Source organism: uncultured Campylobacter sp. (assembly GCF_937997535.1).
Lineage (GTDB): Bacteria > Campylobacterota > Campylobacteria > Campylobacterales > Campylobacteraceae > Campylobacter_B.
Genome location: NZ_CALKTT010000012.1, coordinates 1 through 14,798, shown reverse-complemented (window position 1 = coordinate 14,798; position 14,798 = coordinate 1). Strand labels below are relative to the sequence as shown.

General features: G+C 47.0%; 18 protein-coding genes and 1 pseudogene. 13 read left to right on the top strand and 6 right to left on the bottom strand.

What is annotated here, in order from left to right; genetic code table 11:
- A pseudogene (locus tag Q0117_RS01690) lies at positions 1 to 97 on the bottom strand (EamA family transporter); the annotation flags it as partial.
- A 468-nt stretch (positions 98 to 565) separates the two neighbouring features.
- On the opposite strand from Q0117_RS01690, the gene Q0117_RS01685 reads away from it, so the two are divergent.
- Together Q0117_RS01685 and Q0117_RS01680 are read left to right on the top strand one after the other, a co-directional pair.
- On the top strand, positions 566 to 949 hold the full coding sequence (locus Q0117_RS01685; RefSeq protein ID WP_297921662.1) for a DUF4878 domain-containing protein: 384 nt from the start codon (positions 566 to 568) through the stop codon (positions 947 to 949).
- Positions 931 to 1,542, top strand: a complete 612-nt coding sequence (locus Q0117_RS01680; protein ID WP_297921659.1) for a YiiX/YebB-like N1pC/P60 family cysteine hydrolase — start codon at positions 931 to 933, stop codon at positions 1,540 to 1,542. Before Q0117_RS01685 ends, Q0117_RS01680 begins: the two co-directional genes overlap by 19 nt.
- A 300-nt stretch (positions 1,543 to 1,842) precedes the next feature.
- Here Q0117_RS01680 and nusA read toward each other — a convergent pair whose 3' ends face one another.
- On the bottom strand, positions 1,843 to 2,970 hold the full coding sequence (gene nusA / locus Q0117_RS01675) for a transcription termination factor NusA (RefSeq protein ID WP_297921656.1): 1,128 nt from the start codon (positions 2,968 to 2,970) through the stop codon (positions 1,843 to 1,845).
- A 158-nt stretch (positions 2,971 to 3,128) separates the two neighbouring features.
- Here nusA and Q0117_RS01670 point away from each other — a divergent pair, with 158 nt between their 5' ends.
- Genes Q0117_RS01670 through Q0117_RS01655 form a run of 4 tightly spaced genes read left to right on the top strand, consistent with a single transcriptional unit; the run spans position 3,129 to position 6,096 of the window.
- Positions 3,129 to 3,371 (top strand): HP0268 family nuclease, encoded by a 243-nt coding sequence (locus Q0117_RS01670; protein ID WP_005870077.1) that lies wholly within the window; start codon positions 3,129 to 3,131, stop codon positions 3,369 to 3,371.
- On the top strand, positions 3,368 to 4,663 hold the full coding sequence (gene miaB / locus Q0117_RS01665; RefSeq protein ID WP_297921652.1) for a tRNA (N6-isopentenyl adenosine(37)-C2)-methylthiotransferase MiaB: 1,296 nt from the start codon (positions 3,368 to 3,370) through the stop codon (positions 4,661 to 4,663). Before Q0117_RS01670 ends, miaB begins: the two co-directional genes overlap by 4 nt.
- Complete coding sequence (locus tag Q0117_RS01660) at positions 4,644 to 5,294, top strand: lysophospholipid acyltransferase family protein (RefSeq protein ID WP_297921648.1); 651 nt, start codon at positions 4,644 to 4,646, stop codon at positions 5,292 to 5,294. The genes miaB and Q0117_RS01660 overlap by 20 nt, the downstream gene beginning before the upstream one ends.
- A 46-nt stretch (positions 5,295 to 5,340) precedes the next feature.
- Entirely contained in the window at positions 5,341 to 6,096 is a 756-nt protein-coding gene (locus Q0117_RS01655) for a hypothetical protein (protein ID WP_297921645.1), read from the top strand.
- A gap of 232 nt (positions 6,097 to 6,328) precedes the next feature.
- Here the strand turns inward: Q0117_RS01655 and Q0117_RS01650 are convergent, their stop codons facing one another.
- The 4 genes from Q0117_RS01650 to panC are packed head-to-tail and all read right to left on the bottom strand — an operon-like array spanning position 6,329 to position 10,314.
- Complete coding sequence (locus Q0117_RS01650; protein WP_297921642.1) at positions 6,329 to 6,985, bottom strand: metallophosphoesterase; 657 nt, start codon at positions 6,983 to 6,985, stop codon at positions 6,329 to 6,331.
- Entirely contained in the window at positions 6,982 to 7,983 is a 1,002-nt protein-coding gene (gene tilS / locus Q0117_RS01645; RefSeq protein WP_297921638.1) for a tRNA lysidine(34) synthetase TilS, read from the bottom strand. Before tilS ends, Q0117_RS01650 begins: the two co-directional genes overlap by 4 nt.
- Before the next feature lie 5 nt (positions 7,984 to 7,988).
- Positions 7,989 to 9,491 carry a MiaB/RimO family radical SAM methylthiotransferase gene (locus tag Q0117_RS01640; protein ID WP_297921634.1) on the bottom strand — a complete coding sequence of 501 codons (1,503 nt, stop codon included), beginning with the start codon at positions 9,489 to 9,491 and terminating at the stop codon, positions 7,989 to 7,991.
- A gap of 1 nt (position 9,492) precedes the next feature.
- Positions 9,493 to 10,314, bottom strand: coding sequence for a pantoate--beta-alanine ligase (gene panC / locus Q0117_RS01635; protein WP_297921632.1), 822 nt, complete (start codon positions 10,312 to 10,314; stop codon positions 9,493 to 9,495).
- A 165-nt stretch (positions 10,315 to 10,479) separates the two neighbouring features.
- Between panC and Q0117_RS01630 the strand changes: the two genes are divergently transcribed.
- Genes Q0117_RS01630 through Q0117_RS01600 form a run of 7 tightly spaced genes read left to right on the top strand, consistent with a single transcriptional unit; the run spans position 10,480 to position 14,723 of the window.
- Positions 10,480 to 10,779 carry a DUF883 domain-containing protein gene (locus Q0117_RS01630; protein ID WP_297881913.1) on the top strand — a complete coding sequence of 100 codons (300 nt, stop codon included), beginning with the start codon at positions 10,480 to 10,482 and terminating at the stop codon, positions 10,777 to 10,779.
- A complete protein-coding gene (locus tag Q0117_RS01625; RefSeq protein ID WP_297921628.1) occupies positions 10,779 to 11,054 on the top strand; it encodes a hypothetical protein in 276 nt (91 codons plus the stop codon). Before Q0117_RS01630 ends, Q0117_RS01625 begins: the two co-directional genes overlap by 1 nt.
- Positions 11,039 to 11,275, top strand: coding sequence for a hypothetical protein (locus Q0117_RS01620; RefSeq protein WP_297921625.1), 237 nt, complete (start codon positions 11,039 to 11,041; stop codon positions 11,273 to 11,275). Before Q0117_RS01625 ends, Q0117_RS01620 begins: the two co-directional genes overlap by 16 nt.
- A 60-nt stretch (positions 11,276 to 11,335) precedes the next feature.
- A complete protein-coding gene (prfB, locus tag Q0117_RS01615) occupies positions 11,336 to 12,436 on the top strand; it encodes a peptide chain release factor 2 (RefSeq protein WP_297921622.1) in 1,101 nt (366 codons plus the stop codon).
- A gap of 11 nt (positions 12,437 to 12,447) precedes the next feature.
- The gene (locus tag Q0117_RS01610; RefSeq protein WP_297921619.1) at positions 12,448 to 12,753 is read left to right on the top strand and encodes a type II secretion system protein; all 306 of its coding nucleotides are present in this window, start codon (positions 12,448 to 12,450) and stop codon (positions 12,751 to 12,753) included.
- Entirely contained in the window at positions 12,750 to 14,093 is a 1,344-nt protein-coding gene (locus Q0117_RS01605; RefSeq protein ID WP_297921615.1) for an FAD-dependent oxidoreductase, read from the top strand. The genes Q0117_RS01610 and Q0117_RS01605 overlap by 4 nt, the downstream gene beginning before the upstream one ends.
- Before the next feature lie 21 nt (positions 14,094 to 14,114).
- Positions 14,115 to 14,723 (top strand): tetratricopeptide repeat protein, encoded by a 609-nt coding sequence (locus Q0117_RS01600; protein ID WP_297921612.1) that lies wholly within the window; start codon positions 14,115 to 14,117, stop codon positions 14,721 to 14,723.
- The last annotated feature ends 75 nt before the right edge of the window (positions 14,724 to 14,798 follow it).

Sequence of the window (14,798 nt, the reverse complement as noted above, 5' to 3'; positions counted from 1 at the left end):
AGTGGGAGTTGATCCCTTCGAGTCCGATTTTTGCAAATATCGCAGTCAGCGCCGCAAAGGTTGCTGATGCAAGTGCCCAAACCGCCCATGTCTCCATGATATTCCTTTATGAAATGAATTATTGGATTATAGCCCTATTTAGGTAAAATTTCCTTATAATTTCGCGAGCGTCGCAGCAAAAAGCTAAATCGCAAGCGAGCAATCCTACGAAGGCGGCATTGAAATTTTAAAATTTTAGCCGCAAAATACGGCTAAATTTCAGTTCCGACAAGCAAAGCTCGCTTCGCGCGCTACCGAATGAGTTCGGGCGCCGTTTGAGTGGTGTGCCGCAAGACACTGTTCGCAGAAACTGTTATAAAATTTTGCTTCGGCAAGATAAAATTTTATCGAGGCAAGACGAGCTTTCCTTCGAATGCAAAATTCTATTTTGATTCAGCAAAAGCACGACCGAATACCCCTTTCACAAATCCAAACGCTATATAAATTTCTCCGAGCAGAAAGATCTGAATTTAAAAAATATTTATCGTTTGTATATAGAGTCTCAAAATTTCTACGAGGAGAGCTTATGAAAAAATTCCTACTCGCGCTCATTGCGATATTCGTTTTAGCGGGCTGCAGCAGCGATCCAAAAGGCGTAGCCGAGGACTTCATCAGAGCCCTATACGAGGGCGATTCTAAGACTTTGGTGGATGTTATAGACATACCCGATAAGGACAGATCGGACGACGGCTCTATGCAGATGATAAACGGCAAACTGATACAAATGGCAGGTGCCGGCAAGGAGGAGGCTTCCAAGCGCGACGGGCTAAAGGGTGTCTCGGGCGAGCTGCAAAATAGCGACGAGAAATTGGCGCTCGTGAAGGTCACCGTGTCTTTTAAAAACGGCACGAACCGCACCGAGAGCGTTAAACTCGTCAAAAAAGACGGCAAATGGAAGGTTGCGCTTTAGCCAAAAAGCTTCTCGTCTGCCTGATCTTCGCTCTAGGCGGGCTCGGCGAGCTTTGGATGCTCACGCGCGCGCCTACGACAAAAGAGCCGCTGCGGGTGCCGGATGAAATTTTATCAAACCTACGCACGGGCGATCTCGTCTTTCGCCTAGGCGACGTCACCGACAGCCGCATAATCGCGACTGCGACGGATTTTAAATACTCGCACGTAGGCATGATCGTGCGCGAGCGCCCGCTTTTGGTGGTACACACCGTAACGGGCGAGGGCGAGCGAGACGGCGTCGCGACCGTTTCGATGCGGGAGTTTTTGGCGCATGCACGAGACTTCGGCGCGGCGCGGATAAAATTTTTAAGCGAGGAGCAAAAGGCGCGCCTCGCTGCCTCTTTACTTAGGCGCGTCGGCGAAGACTTTACGCTAAGACCTCGCGGCGAAGCGAACCTCTACTGCACGACGCTGCTTGAGCAGGAAATTTCAAAAATAACGGAATTTTCGCCGCAGTATTTCAAACTCAACCTAGCCGTCCTAGGCGGCGAATACCTCGCGCCGAAGGCGTTTTGGCATTACGGCGGCGTTGAAATTTTATACGAGTGGTAGGCACGACCTAGCTTGGGCTGGAATTTTGCGCGCTGTGTAAATTTAAAATATCGCGTCAATTCAAATCCGCGCATGAATAAAATTTGATCTTAAAATTTCGTGCCGTAAAATTTCGGTCAAAATTTGTTTTGGCGCTAAATTTTAAAATTCCGAAACGGCGTAAAATTTTACGTAATATAGAATTTCGTGGAGTATTAAATTACGAAATTCCACTAATTACTAAATTTGCAAAATTTGGTTGGCGTGGAATTTTATAGAGCGCGTAACTTACAAAATTTCAAAAAGCAAAGCGCGCGAGCTCTACAGCTCGCCGAAAAGCGCTTCGAGATTTTTAAGACCTTCCTCCGTGGAGACCTTTTTCTCGCTTGCCGAGCCGGTTTCGATAAGCTCGATCTCGCAGCCGCACAGCATCGAAGCTAGGCGGATATTTAGGCCGTTTTTGCCGATCGCTTTACTTTTTTGATCGGGGTTTACATAGACGATCGCCTTGCCGTCCTGCGCTATTTTGACCGAGTTTACGATCGCAGGCGCCATCGCACGAGTGATCAAAATTTCGGGGCTTGCGGAGTATTCAAACGCGTCGATGCTCTCGCCGCCGCTTCCGTCTTGCAAATTTTTGCTTAAAAATCTACTCACCGCGTCGATTCGAGCGCCTCCTTTGCCGACGGTGGCGCCTACCGGATCGACGTTTGGCGAAACGGCGCTAAGCGCGATCTTGGCCCGCCTGCCAGGGATTCTGGCGCAGGCTTGGATGATGACGCTGCCGTCTTTGATCTCTGGGACTTCGGTGGCGAGTAGGGCTTCTAGGAATTTCGGGCTGGTGCGCGAAAGCTCCAGTCTGATGCCGTGAGATTTGTCGATCGCTACGTTTTTGATGACGGCTTGCAGCACGTCGCCGATCTTGAAATTTTCGCCCTTGATGCGGTTTTTAAGCGGCATAAAGGCCTTCGTATCCTTGATCTCTACGTAGGTCGTGCCGTCGTGATCGATCTTGGTGACCGTGCCGTGAGTGAGAGTGCCTACTTTGCTTTTATAATTTTCAAAAATTTTCTCTTCAAGCAGTCGCTGTATATGAAAATTTAGCTCTCTAGCTAGCACGCCGGAAGCCGTGCGGCCGAGGTTTTCGATATTTATTTCGTAGCTTAGCTCATCGCCGATCTCTGCGTTTTCGCCTATTTTTTTGGCTTCGCTCAGCGCGATGAAGTTGTGATCGCCGAGCCGCTCATCATCATCTGCGACGACGTGAACCTTTTGATAAAGCTTGACGCGCTTGGTTTGCGGATCGACTTCGCTGTCGTAGAGATACTCCTCGCCGAAAAGTCTTTTTGCGGTCTGGATGAACGCCGTTTTGACGCGCTCTTTGACATCTGCGGGCTCAAGCCCCTTTTCATTTGCAATCGACTCGATGATGTCGGTGATTTTTTCCATAAATTTTCCTTAAGATTTAATTTCGTGCTACTAAATTTGGATTTTAAATTTTGAAGTGCGGTATTATATGGAATTTTGACTTTATTTTTATTTAAACGAATTATTATCTAAATTTCGCTAAACTCGCGGGTTTAAAAAGATAAATGAAAGGATAGATCATGCAGCTAAAACTTGCCAGAACGGAGCTCGCCTCTAAGCCAAAAAGCGTTAAGATCGAGGATTTGCAAGCCCAAGTAGAAAAGAGCGGACAGAAAATATTTTATCTGGATAGAGAAAATTCTCAAAAAGATTTAGCCGCTTTGGTGGATTTTTTCGATACTAAGGGTTTTAGCGTGTATCAGCGCATAGTGCGATACGGGCTGAACGAAAACGAGTATATGTACGAGGTGCATATCCTTTGAGCAAACTCCTCTTCATCCAGACCCTAGGTTGCGCGATGAACGTGCGCGATAGCGAGCATATTATCGCGCAGCTAAAAGAGCAAGATTACGAGATTACCGACGACGTAAATATCGCGGATCTAATCTTAATAAACACATGCTCCGTGCGCGAAAAGCCCGTGCATAAGCTCTTCAGCGAGATCGGTGCATTTGATAAAGCTAGAAAAAAGGGCTCCAAAATCGGCGTTTGCGGCTGTACCGCAAGTCATCTGGGCGGAGAAATTTTTAAACGCGCACCATTCGTGGATTTCGTACTCGGCGCCAGAAACGTATCTAAAATTTCGCAAGCTGTATGTACGCCTAAATTTATCAGCACTGACATAAACTACGATGAGAGCGAGTTTGCTTTCGGCGATTTTGCGAGCTCGCCATATAAATCCTTCATAAACATAATGATCGGCTGCGATAAAAAGTGCTCCTACTGCATCGTGCCGCAGACTAGAGGCGATGAAATTTCAATCCCCGCTCAAATCATCTTGCGCGAAGCTGAAAGATCCGCTGCTCGCGGCGCCAAAGAGATATTTTTGCTCGGCCAAAACGTCAATAATTACGGCAAGCGCTTTTCTAATGCCCACGAAAAAATCGACTTCAGCGACCTGCTCATGCGGCTTAGCAAGATAGAGGGCATCGAGCGCATCCGTTTTACCAGCCCGCATCCCCTGCATATGGACGATAAATTTCTAGACGTTTTTTGCAATAACCCTAAAATTTGCAAATCGATGCATATGCCGCTACAAAGCGGCTCGAGTAAGGTTTTGCGCGATATGAAGCGCGGATATACCAAGCAGTGGTATCTAGACCGCGCGCTTAAACTGCGCCAAAGCTGCCCGGGCGTGGCGATTAGCACCGATATCATCGTGGGCTATCCGAGCGAGAGCGAGGAGGATTTTGCCGAGACGATGGAGGTGCTAGAGGCGGTGAGATTTGAGCAGGTTTTTTCCTTTAAATTTAGCCCTAGACCGCTCACGCCAGCGGCAAATTTAAAGCTGCTGGATGATGAAATTTCAAGCGAAAGATTAAGCAGGTTGCAAAGCGCTCATACTAAAATTTTAGACGAGATCGTAGGGGCGCAAAAAGATAAAATTTTCGACGTATATTTCGAGGAGCTGCGCGAGGACGGCACCGCGTGCGGTAGAAGCTTTTCAAATTTTTTAATCTGCGCGCAAGGCGGCGAGGAGCTGCTAGGCAAAACGCGCAGAGTACGTATCGAAAAGACCGCCAGAATGGCGCTTTATGGAAAAGTTATCGCTTAAAAAGCGGCTATTTTTCCGCGTCGCCGAATATCTCATTTTTATTCTGATTTGGTGTATTTTTTTAACGTGCAGGGTTAAATTTACCCCCACGAAGCTGCCCGAAAAGCCCTGCGTCGTCGTGTTTTGGCACGGAAGATTAGCGATGATGAGCTTTGCTTATAGGCGGTGGTGGCTACGGGATTTCGGCAAGAGGCGCGCCAAGGTCATCATCTCGGATCACAAAGACGGCGAGATAATCACGCGCGTGATCTCGCATTTCGGTATCGGCGCAATTCGCGGCAGCAGTTTCAAGGGCGGCGCGCGAGCCCTTATGGGCGCGATCAAAGAGATAAAAAACGGCACCGACGTCATCATCACTCCCGACGGTCCGCGCGGCCCGTTTCATAGCGTCGCCGACGGAGCCGTGATCCTTGCGCAGCGGCTAAACTTAGACATTTACGCGCTAAATTACGAAGCGAGCAGTTTTTGGAAATTTCGTAGTTGGGACGAGATGGTGTTGCCAAAGCCGTTTTCGCGTATAAATTACAGCCTCAGTGCGCCGCTGAATTTGACAGGGCTTGACCTTGATGCGGGTAAAGAGGCGATTAGGCAACTACTTTTTGCAAGCGCTGAGCAGGACATTAAATTTTAGTTTGAAATAATAGTCTTTTGGTATAATTGCGATTTTAGGAGAGAAAATGGCACTATTTAAGGCAAAATCATTCCTCAGCGTCGCTAAAAGTGCCGGCGCATGCGAGTTTTTTTATAGAAAATTGGGCTTTGGCAAAAGAATTTTGGATGAGAAATCCGATCGCTTTCCCATCGCGCAAGAAAACGATCTGGCTACCTCGCTGGCGGGCTTTGCGGATCTGAGTGATAAAAATTTAATCTCTTGCGTGCTGATAGACGACGAAAATCAAAGGGTGCATTTTAACGAAGATTATATGATTAAAGAAAATAGTATTTATCAAAAAGTCGATGATAGCTTCATAGTGGAATTTCCTCGTGCAAGTGCACAGGCGGCGGATGAGACTTTTGGAATAGAATTTAGCTCGCACGCTAGTTTATTTAAAATTTTATACTTCTTGCTAAAAAATCAAAGCGATTTTGAAAACATGGCGATGTTCGCGCTGAAATTTAATAACCGCGCATGTTTCGTCGTCGCCAACCAAGAGCGCGTACTCTATGCCGACATAATGCGTATCGATGAGGAGATGCAGGCAGCGATGAGCGATACTGACGAGCTATTTTACGAGCTTTTAAATTTTCAGATCGAGACCTTCTATAAATCCGAAAATAGCGAGTTTCTCACCAATGTTTTCATCTACTCAGACGGCACGCTTAGTAATGAGATCGGTTATGTGATTTTTACGCGCATCTTCATCAAAACAAATTTGATAAATCTAAATTTCGCCGATTACATTAACAAAATCGCAATGCTGGAAGCTCGCTAGATCAAATTTTTCGCTCCGCACCGAGGCAGAATTTTAAAATTTTATCTTTGCAGTATTTCGCTTGCTTGATACGATTTAGTTGCTTGTTCGCGATTGCGTTTTGTTAAATTTATCTCGCGTTACATAATGGAATTTTGACTAGATAAAATCATCCGTATTTTAAACGACTTGCTTTTAAATTTAAGCTTATTTGCCGCAAAGGGTCCGTCTTGCGCCGTAAATTTTATCTTTTTCACGAATCCCGATTAATTTTACGTAAAAAATTTTCTATCAAAGCCTGCCTTTGCTCCACATCGTCGTTCTCGCTAATGCCCTCTAGCTCGCTTGCGTGATGGGCCTTGGGCGGGATATCTTTCAGATACGACCACACCTCGTCTTCGCTTAAAATTTTGCCGTGCAGATCAAAACCTACGTTTAGCGCTCTGCCTGAAACCTCGGCGATATCTGCGTGCAGGTGACCATAGAGCATCAGTGCACCATAATGGCAGTTTGCCCACTCGATCATAGGGTAGTGAGACAGAGCCGCTCTTTTATGCGATAGACGCACAAAGGCATATCCCACGATTTGCTCAAACATAAAATTGCCGTCCGCCTTGCGTCCGCTTAGTAGTTCGTTTTTCATCGCAGCGATGCGCCCATCGTGGTTGCCGAGCACCAAAAAATGTCGCCCGTTTAGTCTGCGAAGTAACTCACAAGTGTGCGCAAAATCCTTGTGAAAGGACACATCGCCGAGATTATAGACGAGATCTTTGGGCGTAACGAGCGCATTCCAAGCGGCGATGAGATTTTCATCCATTTCGGCTACGTTTGCGCCTTTTCTAAAATTTGGATATTTTTTAAGCACCAGCTCGTGGCCGAAGTGCAGATCGGAGGTAAAATAAACGCTCATAAAAGCTCCTCAAATAGCGCAAAATCCGTGCTCTCAGCAAATAAAAATCCGCGGTTTATCGGCGGGATTTTTAAGGTGCGGCACGCTTCTTTAAATTTCTTTTCCATCGCCGCTTTGATATATGGCGTCACAAAAATAAAATTTTTGCCCGCTCCTACGGCTACCTTGCTGCCTAGCACACAGCCTGCGCTGTTTTCTAGGCAACGCGCGCATTCGTTTCGCTGTGCCGAGCTTAGCACTAGTCCTAGCCGCTTGCACGCCTGATCTACGCCGCGAAGCTCGCCCCGGCCGCGTTTTATGAGATAAATTTTTGCCGCAGGATTAGAAATTTCGGGAGTTAAGCTTAACGCGTCGATCGCCAAAAACTCAAAGCTCTTTTTTACGCCGCCAAAGTATTTGTTTAAAAACGGCTCGCTAAATTTCGCGCGAATAAAGCCGCGTTTAAACCGGTTCGTCAAATTCGTTTCGTCGGTGAAATATTTTAGGTTTCGCTCACGCAAAAACTGCTCCAGCTCGCACTTTCGCACGCCTAGAAGCGGACGAGCGATCACGTAGTCCTCGCGAGCTTCGAGCTCCTGCATACCCAGCAGCTCGCTAAGCCCCGCACCGCGCCCAAGCTGCATCAAAAACCACTCGAATTTATCGTCAAACTGATGCGCCAAGATCAAATTTTCATAGCCCCGTTCGCGGCAAATTTGGCCGAAAAACTCGTATCTGGCCGCGCGCGCCTCGTGCTCGAAATTTAACGCGCCCAGACGCACGCTTTTTGCGTAGATTTGTTTGTTAAATTTAAGCGCCAAGTCTCGCGCCGAGGCGACTTCGTCCTTGCTTTGTGCGCGGACGTTATAATCCACGATCGCAAGATCAAATTTCACGCCCGCCTCATCCAAAAGGTAAAAAAGCGCTGTGCTATCGACGCCATGCGAAAAAGCAAGCAGATTTTTGCCAGCCCGCAGCAAGGCTAGAATTTTGCTCGGAATTTCAGGCGGATTTTTCATCTCTCTTACGAGCTTCTTAGTACTCGCGCGAGCAGTCTATCGCCCGCAAATTCCGTGATCTCGCACTCGTATAGACCGCCTGCTTTTAGGTTTTGCACGCAGCTTTCGTTGATTAAAATTTCGCCATCGATGTCCTTGCCCCATGCAAGAGGCTTGGCGCCGTAAAAAAACTCGCCCTCGCTGCTGGCACCTTCGATTATTAGGGGTATCTTTTTGCCTACGAGCGTGCGCATGCTGCTATCTATCGCCTCGCGCGTGATTTTCTCGATTTTATTCAGACGGCGACTAATTGTCCGTGCGGGGATTTGCGACATCGCAAAGCTCGCCGTATCCTCCTCTTTGCTGTAAGCAAAAGCTGAAATTCTATCAAATTTAAACTCCTGCAAAAAGTCGCAAAGCTCGTCAAATTCTACGTCTGTTTCGCCCGGGTGCCCGACGATGACGCCCGTTCGTAAAAATGCACCCGACGCACTTCGCATTAAATTTAAAAGCTCTTTGATCCGCGCCGCACTTGCGCCGCGCTTCATCAGGCTTAGCATTTTGTCGTTTATGTGTTGGATCGGCATGTCGAAGTAGTTTGCGAAAACGGGTGAGTCCACGATCGCGCGGATGAGCCGCTCGTCGGTGCTGGTGGGGTAGAGATACAGCACGCGCGCTACCTTGACGCCCTCGATTTTTTCGATGCGTTTTATCAGCGCGACTAGGTCGGCGCCCCACTCATCAGCTATTTCATCGCTTGCGTTCTCCTCGCTAGAGCTCTTGCCGCGGGTGAGCCTGCCTTGAGCGGAAATTTTATCTGCCGCGCCGCCGCTTGAGTCATCAGAATTCTGCCCGTCGCGAAAGCCTGCAAAATTTAACTCATCGCGGTAGTCTTTAAAATTTGATCCGCCTTTTTTGCCGCGTCTTAGATCGCGACCGTAGCTGCTAGAATCCTGCGCTATAAAGCTAAAATCGTAAAATCCGCGCGCCACCAAGCCGCGCACCTCCGCTTCGATATCCTCGATGCTGCGGCTTTTTAGGCGGCCTTTGAAGCTCGGAATGGCGCAGAAAGAGCACTTTTGATTACAGCCTTCCGAAATTTTAACGTAAGCATGGTAGTTTGAGCCTGTTATCACGCGCGAAGAGGTAAGCGCGGGGCTTTGCAGATAGGTTTGCGGGCTGAATAAATTCTGCTTTTTTAAAATCATCTCATCGATTTTATCGTAGTCGCCAACGCCGCTAAAAATATCGACCTCGGGCAGCTCGCGCATGAGCTCATCCTTGTAGCGCTGCATCAGACAGCCCGTGACGACCAGCAGCGCGCCGCTTTTTTTCTGCTCGCTAAGCTTCAAAATCGTGCGGATACTCTCCTGTTTGGCGCTTGCGATGAAACCGCAGGTATTTACGATGATGACGTCGGCAGAGGCCACATCGGGCGTGAGCTCATAGTTTTGCAAGCGCCCAAGCATGATCTCGCTATCGACTAAATTTTTATTGCAGCCTAGAGAAACGAGATGGAGTTTTGCCATTTTACAGCCAGATATTATCGATCAGACGGGTCGTGCCTACCTTGGCGGCTACTAAAATGATAGTATCTCCCGACTTGATCTGCGAAATTTCATTAAATTTATAATCCACGAACGCTATATAATCGACCGCCAGCGGCTCAAGCACGCTAAGCATCTTTTCGCGGACGATGTTTAGGCTGATCTCGCCTTTTTTAATAAGCGAGCTGGCATTTAGCAAGGAGCGCGAAAGCTTAAGCGCCATAAGCTTACCCTCCTCGTCCAGATAGGCGTTGCGCGAGCTAAGCGCCAAGCCGTCGCTCTCGCGCACGATCTCACATGGCACGATATTTATATCCATAAAAAAGCTCTTTACCATATTTTGCACGATAAAAAGCTGCTGGGCGTCCTTTTTGCCCATATATACGTTGAGCGGACGCACGAGATTAAAAAATTTATTTAGCACCTTAAGTACCCCGTTGAAATGCCCCGGCCGCGTCTTGCCCTCCAAAATTTCGCTTAACGGCTTAGGCGCGATAATGCCCGGCTCACAGGAGCCGTAAATTTCATCTACGCTCGGGATAAAAAGCGCGTTCACATCGAGGCTCTCGCAAATTTTAATATCGCCCGCTTCGTTTTTTGGGTAGCTATTTAGATCCTCGCCCGGCAAAAACTGCGCCGGATTGAGGAAAGTTGAGACGATTACGATGTCGTTTTCGTTTCGCGCCCTTTTTATGAGGCTCGCATGCCCCGCGTGCAAAGCTCCCATCGTAGGCACGAAGCCCACGCTGCCGCTTGCCGCCGCTCTGAAGCTTTTTAGCTCTTCTACGCTTCTAATAATTTGCATTGTTCTCTCTTTTCAATATAAAATATTAAGGCTGGCAATTATATCAAAAAATATTAAAGGTATAAATTAAGTGCGAAAGGGCGATCTATTTAGCGAGCATTAATCAATAAGTACTAAAATCTACCGCGAGCTTTAGCTCTAAAATAAACTTCAAAAGGAGCGAAAATGGCTACTCAAGAGACAAATTTGGAATCTTTGAAAAAGGATATCGACTCTTTAAAAGCGGATTTTAAAGAGATTATGAAGTCCATCAAAAACATAGGCGCAGAGCGTGCGGAGTCTGCCAAAGATAAAATTCTAGATCAGCTAAACAGCAATGAGATCAAAAAATATATAGATGATCTAAGGCTCAAAGGCAAAGACGGCATAGAAAGCGTGAATGACACGATAAAACAAGATCCGATAAAAAGCGTCGCTATCGCTGCTGGCGTCGGATTTTTGCTCGCTTGGTTGCTGAAAAAATAATGGCCGGCATATCTGAATTTATAGTTTCGGTAGTAGAGCTCGTAGACGCTCAAGCTAGCGATATCAGGCGCTCTTTTTTAAAGAGCGCCAACTCGGTTTTACTAAACATAATTACGGGCGTGATTTGCATTATAGGCTTAGTTTTCTTTTTGCTAGGGCTGTACGCGCTTCTTGAAAAAACTATCGGAGAAATTTGGGCGTATTTTGCCTGCTCCATTGCGGCTTTTTTATGTTCCATTATCGTGTATAAGGTACTTTCGTGCAAAGCGAAATGACAAAAGAAAAGCTAAGACTAGTGGTGTCTATGCTTGAAGACAGAAAAGCCGATTGCAAAAAGCTGAAGCTAGAAGAAGCAAAGCTAAAACTGCTACTAAACGACCCCTTGCCCGATCTCTCGACGGAGCTTAAACTGATTAATCACGGCAATATCAAGCAGGTTTTGATATCCCTAATAGATAAATGCTTCATAATGCCCGCCTTAAATAAAATTTTATAAACAACCTTAATCCAAAATATGTTATAATCACGCCAAAAGCATAAAAAAAGGTTTTAAATTTTGGATAATTACGAATACACGGAACTTTTAAAAACCCTAAATACTAAAGTCGAAAATATTGCGGGCGTCGTAAAACCGGAGAACATCAAAGCGCGCCTAAAAGAGATCAAGGAGCTTGAAAACGATCAAAATCTATGGCAGGACGTCGCAAAAGCAGGCGCCATCGGCAAGGAAAAAACTAAAATTTCAAATATCTTAAATAAATTTCTAAATGCTAAAAATGCCGTAGACGACGCAAAAGCTCTATATGAGCTGGCAAACTCGGAAAACGACGAGGAGACGATAAACTCGCTTTTTGCCGAAGCGGACGAGCTAGAGGACAAGATCATAAATTTAGAAATTTCTATGATGCTTAGCGGCGAAAACGACGATAAAAACGCTATCGTCAGCATTCATCCGGGCGCGGGCGGTACGGAGAGTAACGACTGGGCGAGTATGCTATACCGCATGTATCTGCGCTTTTGCGAGCGCGAGGGCTTTAAGGTCGAAACCCTGGACTTCCAAGAGGGCGAAGAGGCAGGACTAAAAGACGTGAGTTTTATCGTTAAAGGCGTAAACGCTTACGGCTACCTAAAGGCTGAAAACGGCATCCACCGCCTCGTGCGAACCAGTCCGTTTGATAGCGCGGGACGCCGCCACACGAGCTTTACCAGCGTGATGGTAAGCCCCGAGATCGACGACGACATCGAGATAGAAATCGACGAAAAAGATCTAAAAATCGACACCTACCGCGCGGGCGGAGCAGGCGGTCAGCACGTAAACAAAACCGAGTCCGCGGTGCGCATCACTCACGTGCCCACCAGCATCGTCGTGCAGTGTCAAAACGACCGCAGCCAGCACAAAAACAAAGCCACCGCGATGAAAATGCTAAAATCGCGCCTCTATGAGCTAGAGCTAATGAAACAGCAAGAAGCCGCCGGCAGTATCGAAAAAAGCGAGATCGGCTGGGGTCATCAGATCCGCTCCTACGTGCTTTTCCCGTATCAACAGGTCAAAGATAACCGCAGCGGCGAGGCGTATAGCCAAACCGACGCGATACTAGACGGCGACATAAAAAAGCTCATTGAGGGCGTTTTAGTAAGTCAGAAAAGCATAAACTAGAAAGGAAAAATATGGAAATTTCAGCTCTTTTAAACCAACTAGGCTACAACGAAAACGACGCGACCGCCGCGCAGGTTAAGCGCATCCTAAACAACTGCGACGGGTTAAATTTAAGCAGCATTATCACGCTAAACGACCACCTAAAACCGCTTGGCGGCTTTGTAGCGATGAGCGGCAGCGAGGACGTGTTTAAGATAAAAAACGCGGGCAAAACGCCGGGCGCGCTAAACGTGATCGAAAACTGGGCTGAAAAGAACAAAATAAGCATAAAAAGAGTAAATGAAAATACTCACTACATACTAGGAAAAAACATATGAAAAACTACGATATCATCGTCATCGGCTTTGGCAAAGCAGGCAAAACTCTCGCCGTAAAAGCCGCAAATTTAGGCAAAAAGGTTGCCGTGATCGAAAAATCGGCGCAGATGTACGGCGGAACATGCATAAACGTCGGCTGCATCCCGACAAAAAAGCTAGTAAATTTAAGCAAAGAAGCGCAATACGTAAATAATAACGTCGCGGGCGAATACTTTACGCTAAGTATCGAGAAAAAAGACGCTCTCGTTTCCGCGCTTAGAGCTAAAAATTTCGCTATGCTTGACGGCAACGCAAACATCGACGTGATAAACGGCACGGCTAAATTTATAGATAAAAATAGTGTAGAAGTCTCGGCCGCAGACGGCTCAAAAAGCGTGCTGACCGCGCCAACGATCGTCATAAATACGGGCTCGATTAACGAAAAACCTAGCTTTAAGCTTAGTTCAAATTTGGCTTACGACAGCACGGGGATTTTAAACCTAAAAACGCTTCCAAAGCACCTAGTAGTCGTAGGCGGCGGATATATCGGGCTTGAGTTTGCCTCGATGTTTGCCGAGTTTGGCTCAAAAGTTACTATCGTAGCTCGCTCGGGCGTGCTAAAAAACGAGGACGAGGACGTAAAACAGAGCGTAAAGGCGCTACTACAAACGCAAGGCGTCGAGATTTTAGAGGGCTGCGAAGTTAAAAATTTAAAAGATAGCACGCTAAATTTCACCCAAAACGGCGAGCCAAAAAGCCTTGAAGCGGACGCGTTTTTACTAGCGACGGGACGAGTAGCGGCGACTGCGGAGCTAAATTTAAGCGCAGCCGGCGTACAAACGGATGCCAAAGGAAACGTGTCGGTAAACGAGTTTTTGCAAACCGCCCAGCCGCATATCTATGCAGTAGGCGACGTTCGCGGCGGCGAGCTTTTTACCTATACGAGCCTAGATGATTTTCGCATCGTCTTTGACAAGCTTTTTGGCGTCGGCAAACGCAGCACTCTAAACCGCTCGCCTCACGCCAGCACGCTTTTTACCGAGACTCCGCTAGCTAGCATTGGACTAAACGAAAAACGAGCCGCGGCGCAAAATTTAGACTTTAAAGTCCTAAAACTCGCACTAGCTGCAGTCCCGGGCGCAAAGGTAGTCGGCAACGAAACGGGATTTTTAAAAGCGATCGTGGACGCAAAAAGCGGCAAAATTTTAGGCGCGGCGTTTCACTGCGTTTATGCAAACGAGCTTATCAACGAAATCGCCATCGCAATGGCTCTAGGCGCAGGTGCTAATTTCTTTAAAAATCAGATTTTCACCCACCCTAGTATCAGCGAAGCGCTAAATGACCTCTTTGGACAATTTTAAAAACGACGGAAAGGATAAAAAATGAGGAATTTACTTCTTACCTTTATCGGGCTTTTATTCGTGGGATGCGCAGCTTCAAGCGGCGGCCCTAGCGACAACCCGGACTATGATTTTAACAAACGCGCCATAGAAGTACTAAAGCCCAAATGCGAAAGCGGCAACTACTCCGCGTGCAACGATCTTGCCATCAGCTATCAAAATCTGCAAGATCACAAAACCGCTCTAAAATACTATGAAAGAGCATGCAAAAACAACTATCAAGCCGCCTGCACAAACCTCGCCAACATGTACCAAACCGGCCTTGGCGTGAGCAAAGACGCAAACAAAGCTCTTGAAATCTATAGCGCCTCATGCACGAACGGCGGGGCGTACTCTTGCTACTACTTAGGCGAGTTTTATCGCTCGGCAATCGACGGCAAAGAACCGGACTACGCAAACGCCATGTCGGCCTACGATAGAGGCTGCAAACTAGGCGACGTACCGTGTTGCACAAACACTGCAGTCCTCTACGAACACGGACTAGGCGTAGCGCAGGATGAAACAAAAGCTAGAAGCATCTACCGCTCGGCGTGCTTTAGCGGCGATACGTCCGCATGCGACAATCTAAAAAGAATGGGTAGAAAGCGCTAAATTTAACATCTTTTAGTTCGGCATTAAATTTACTACGGCGAGTCAAATTCGGCTCGCCTTTTTTAAATTTAACGG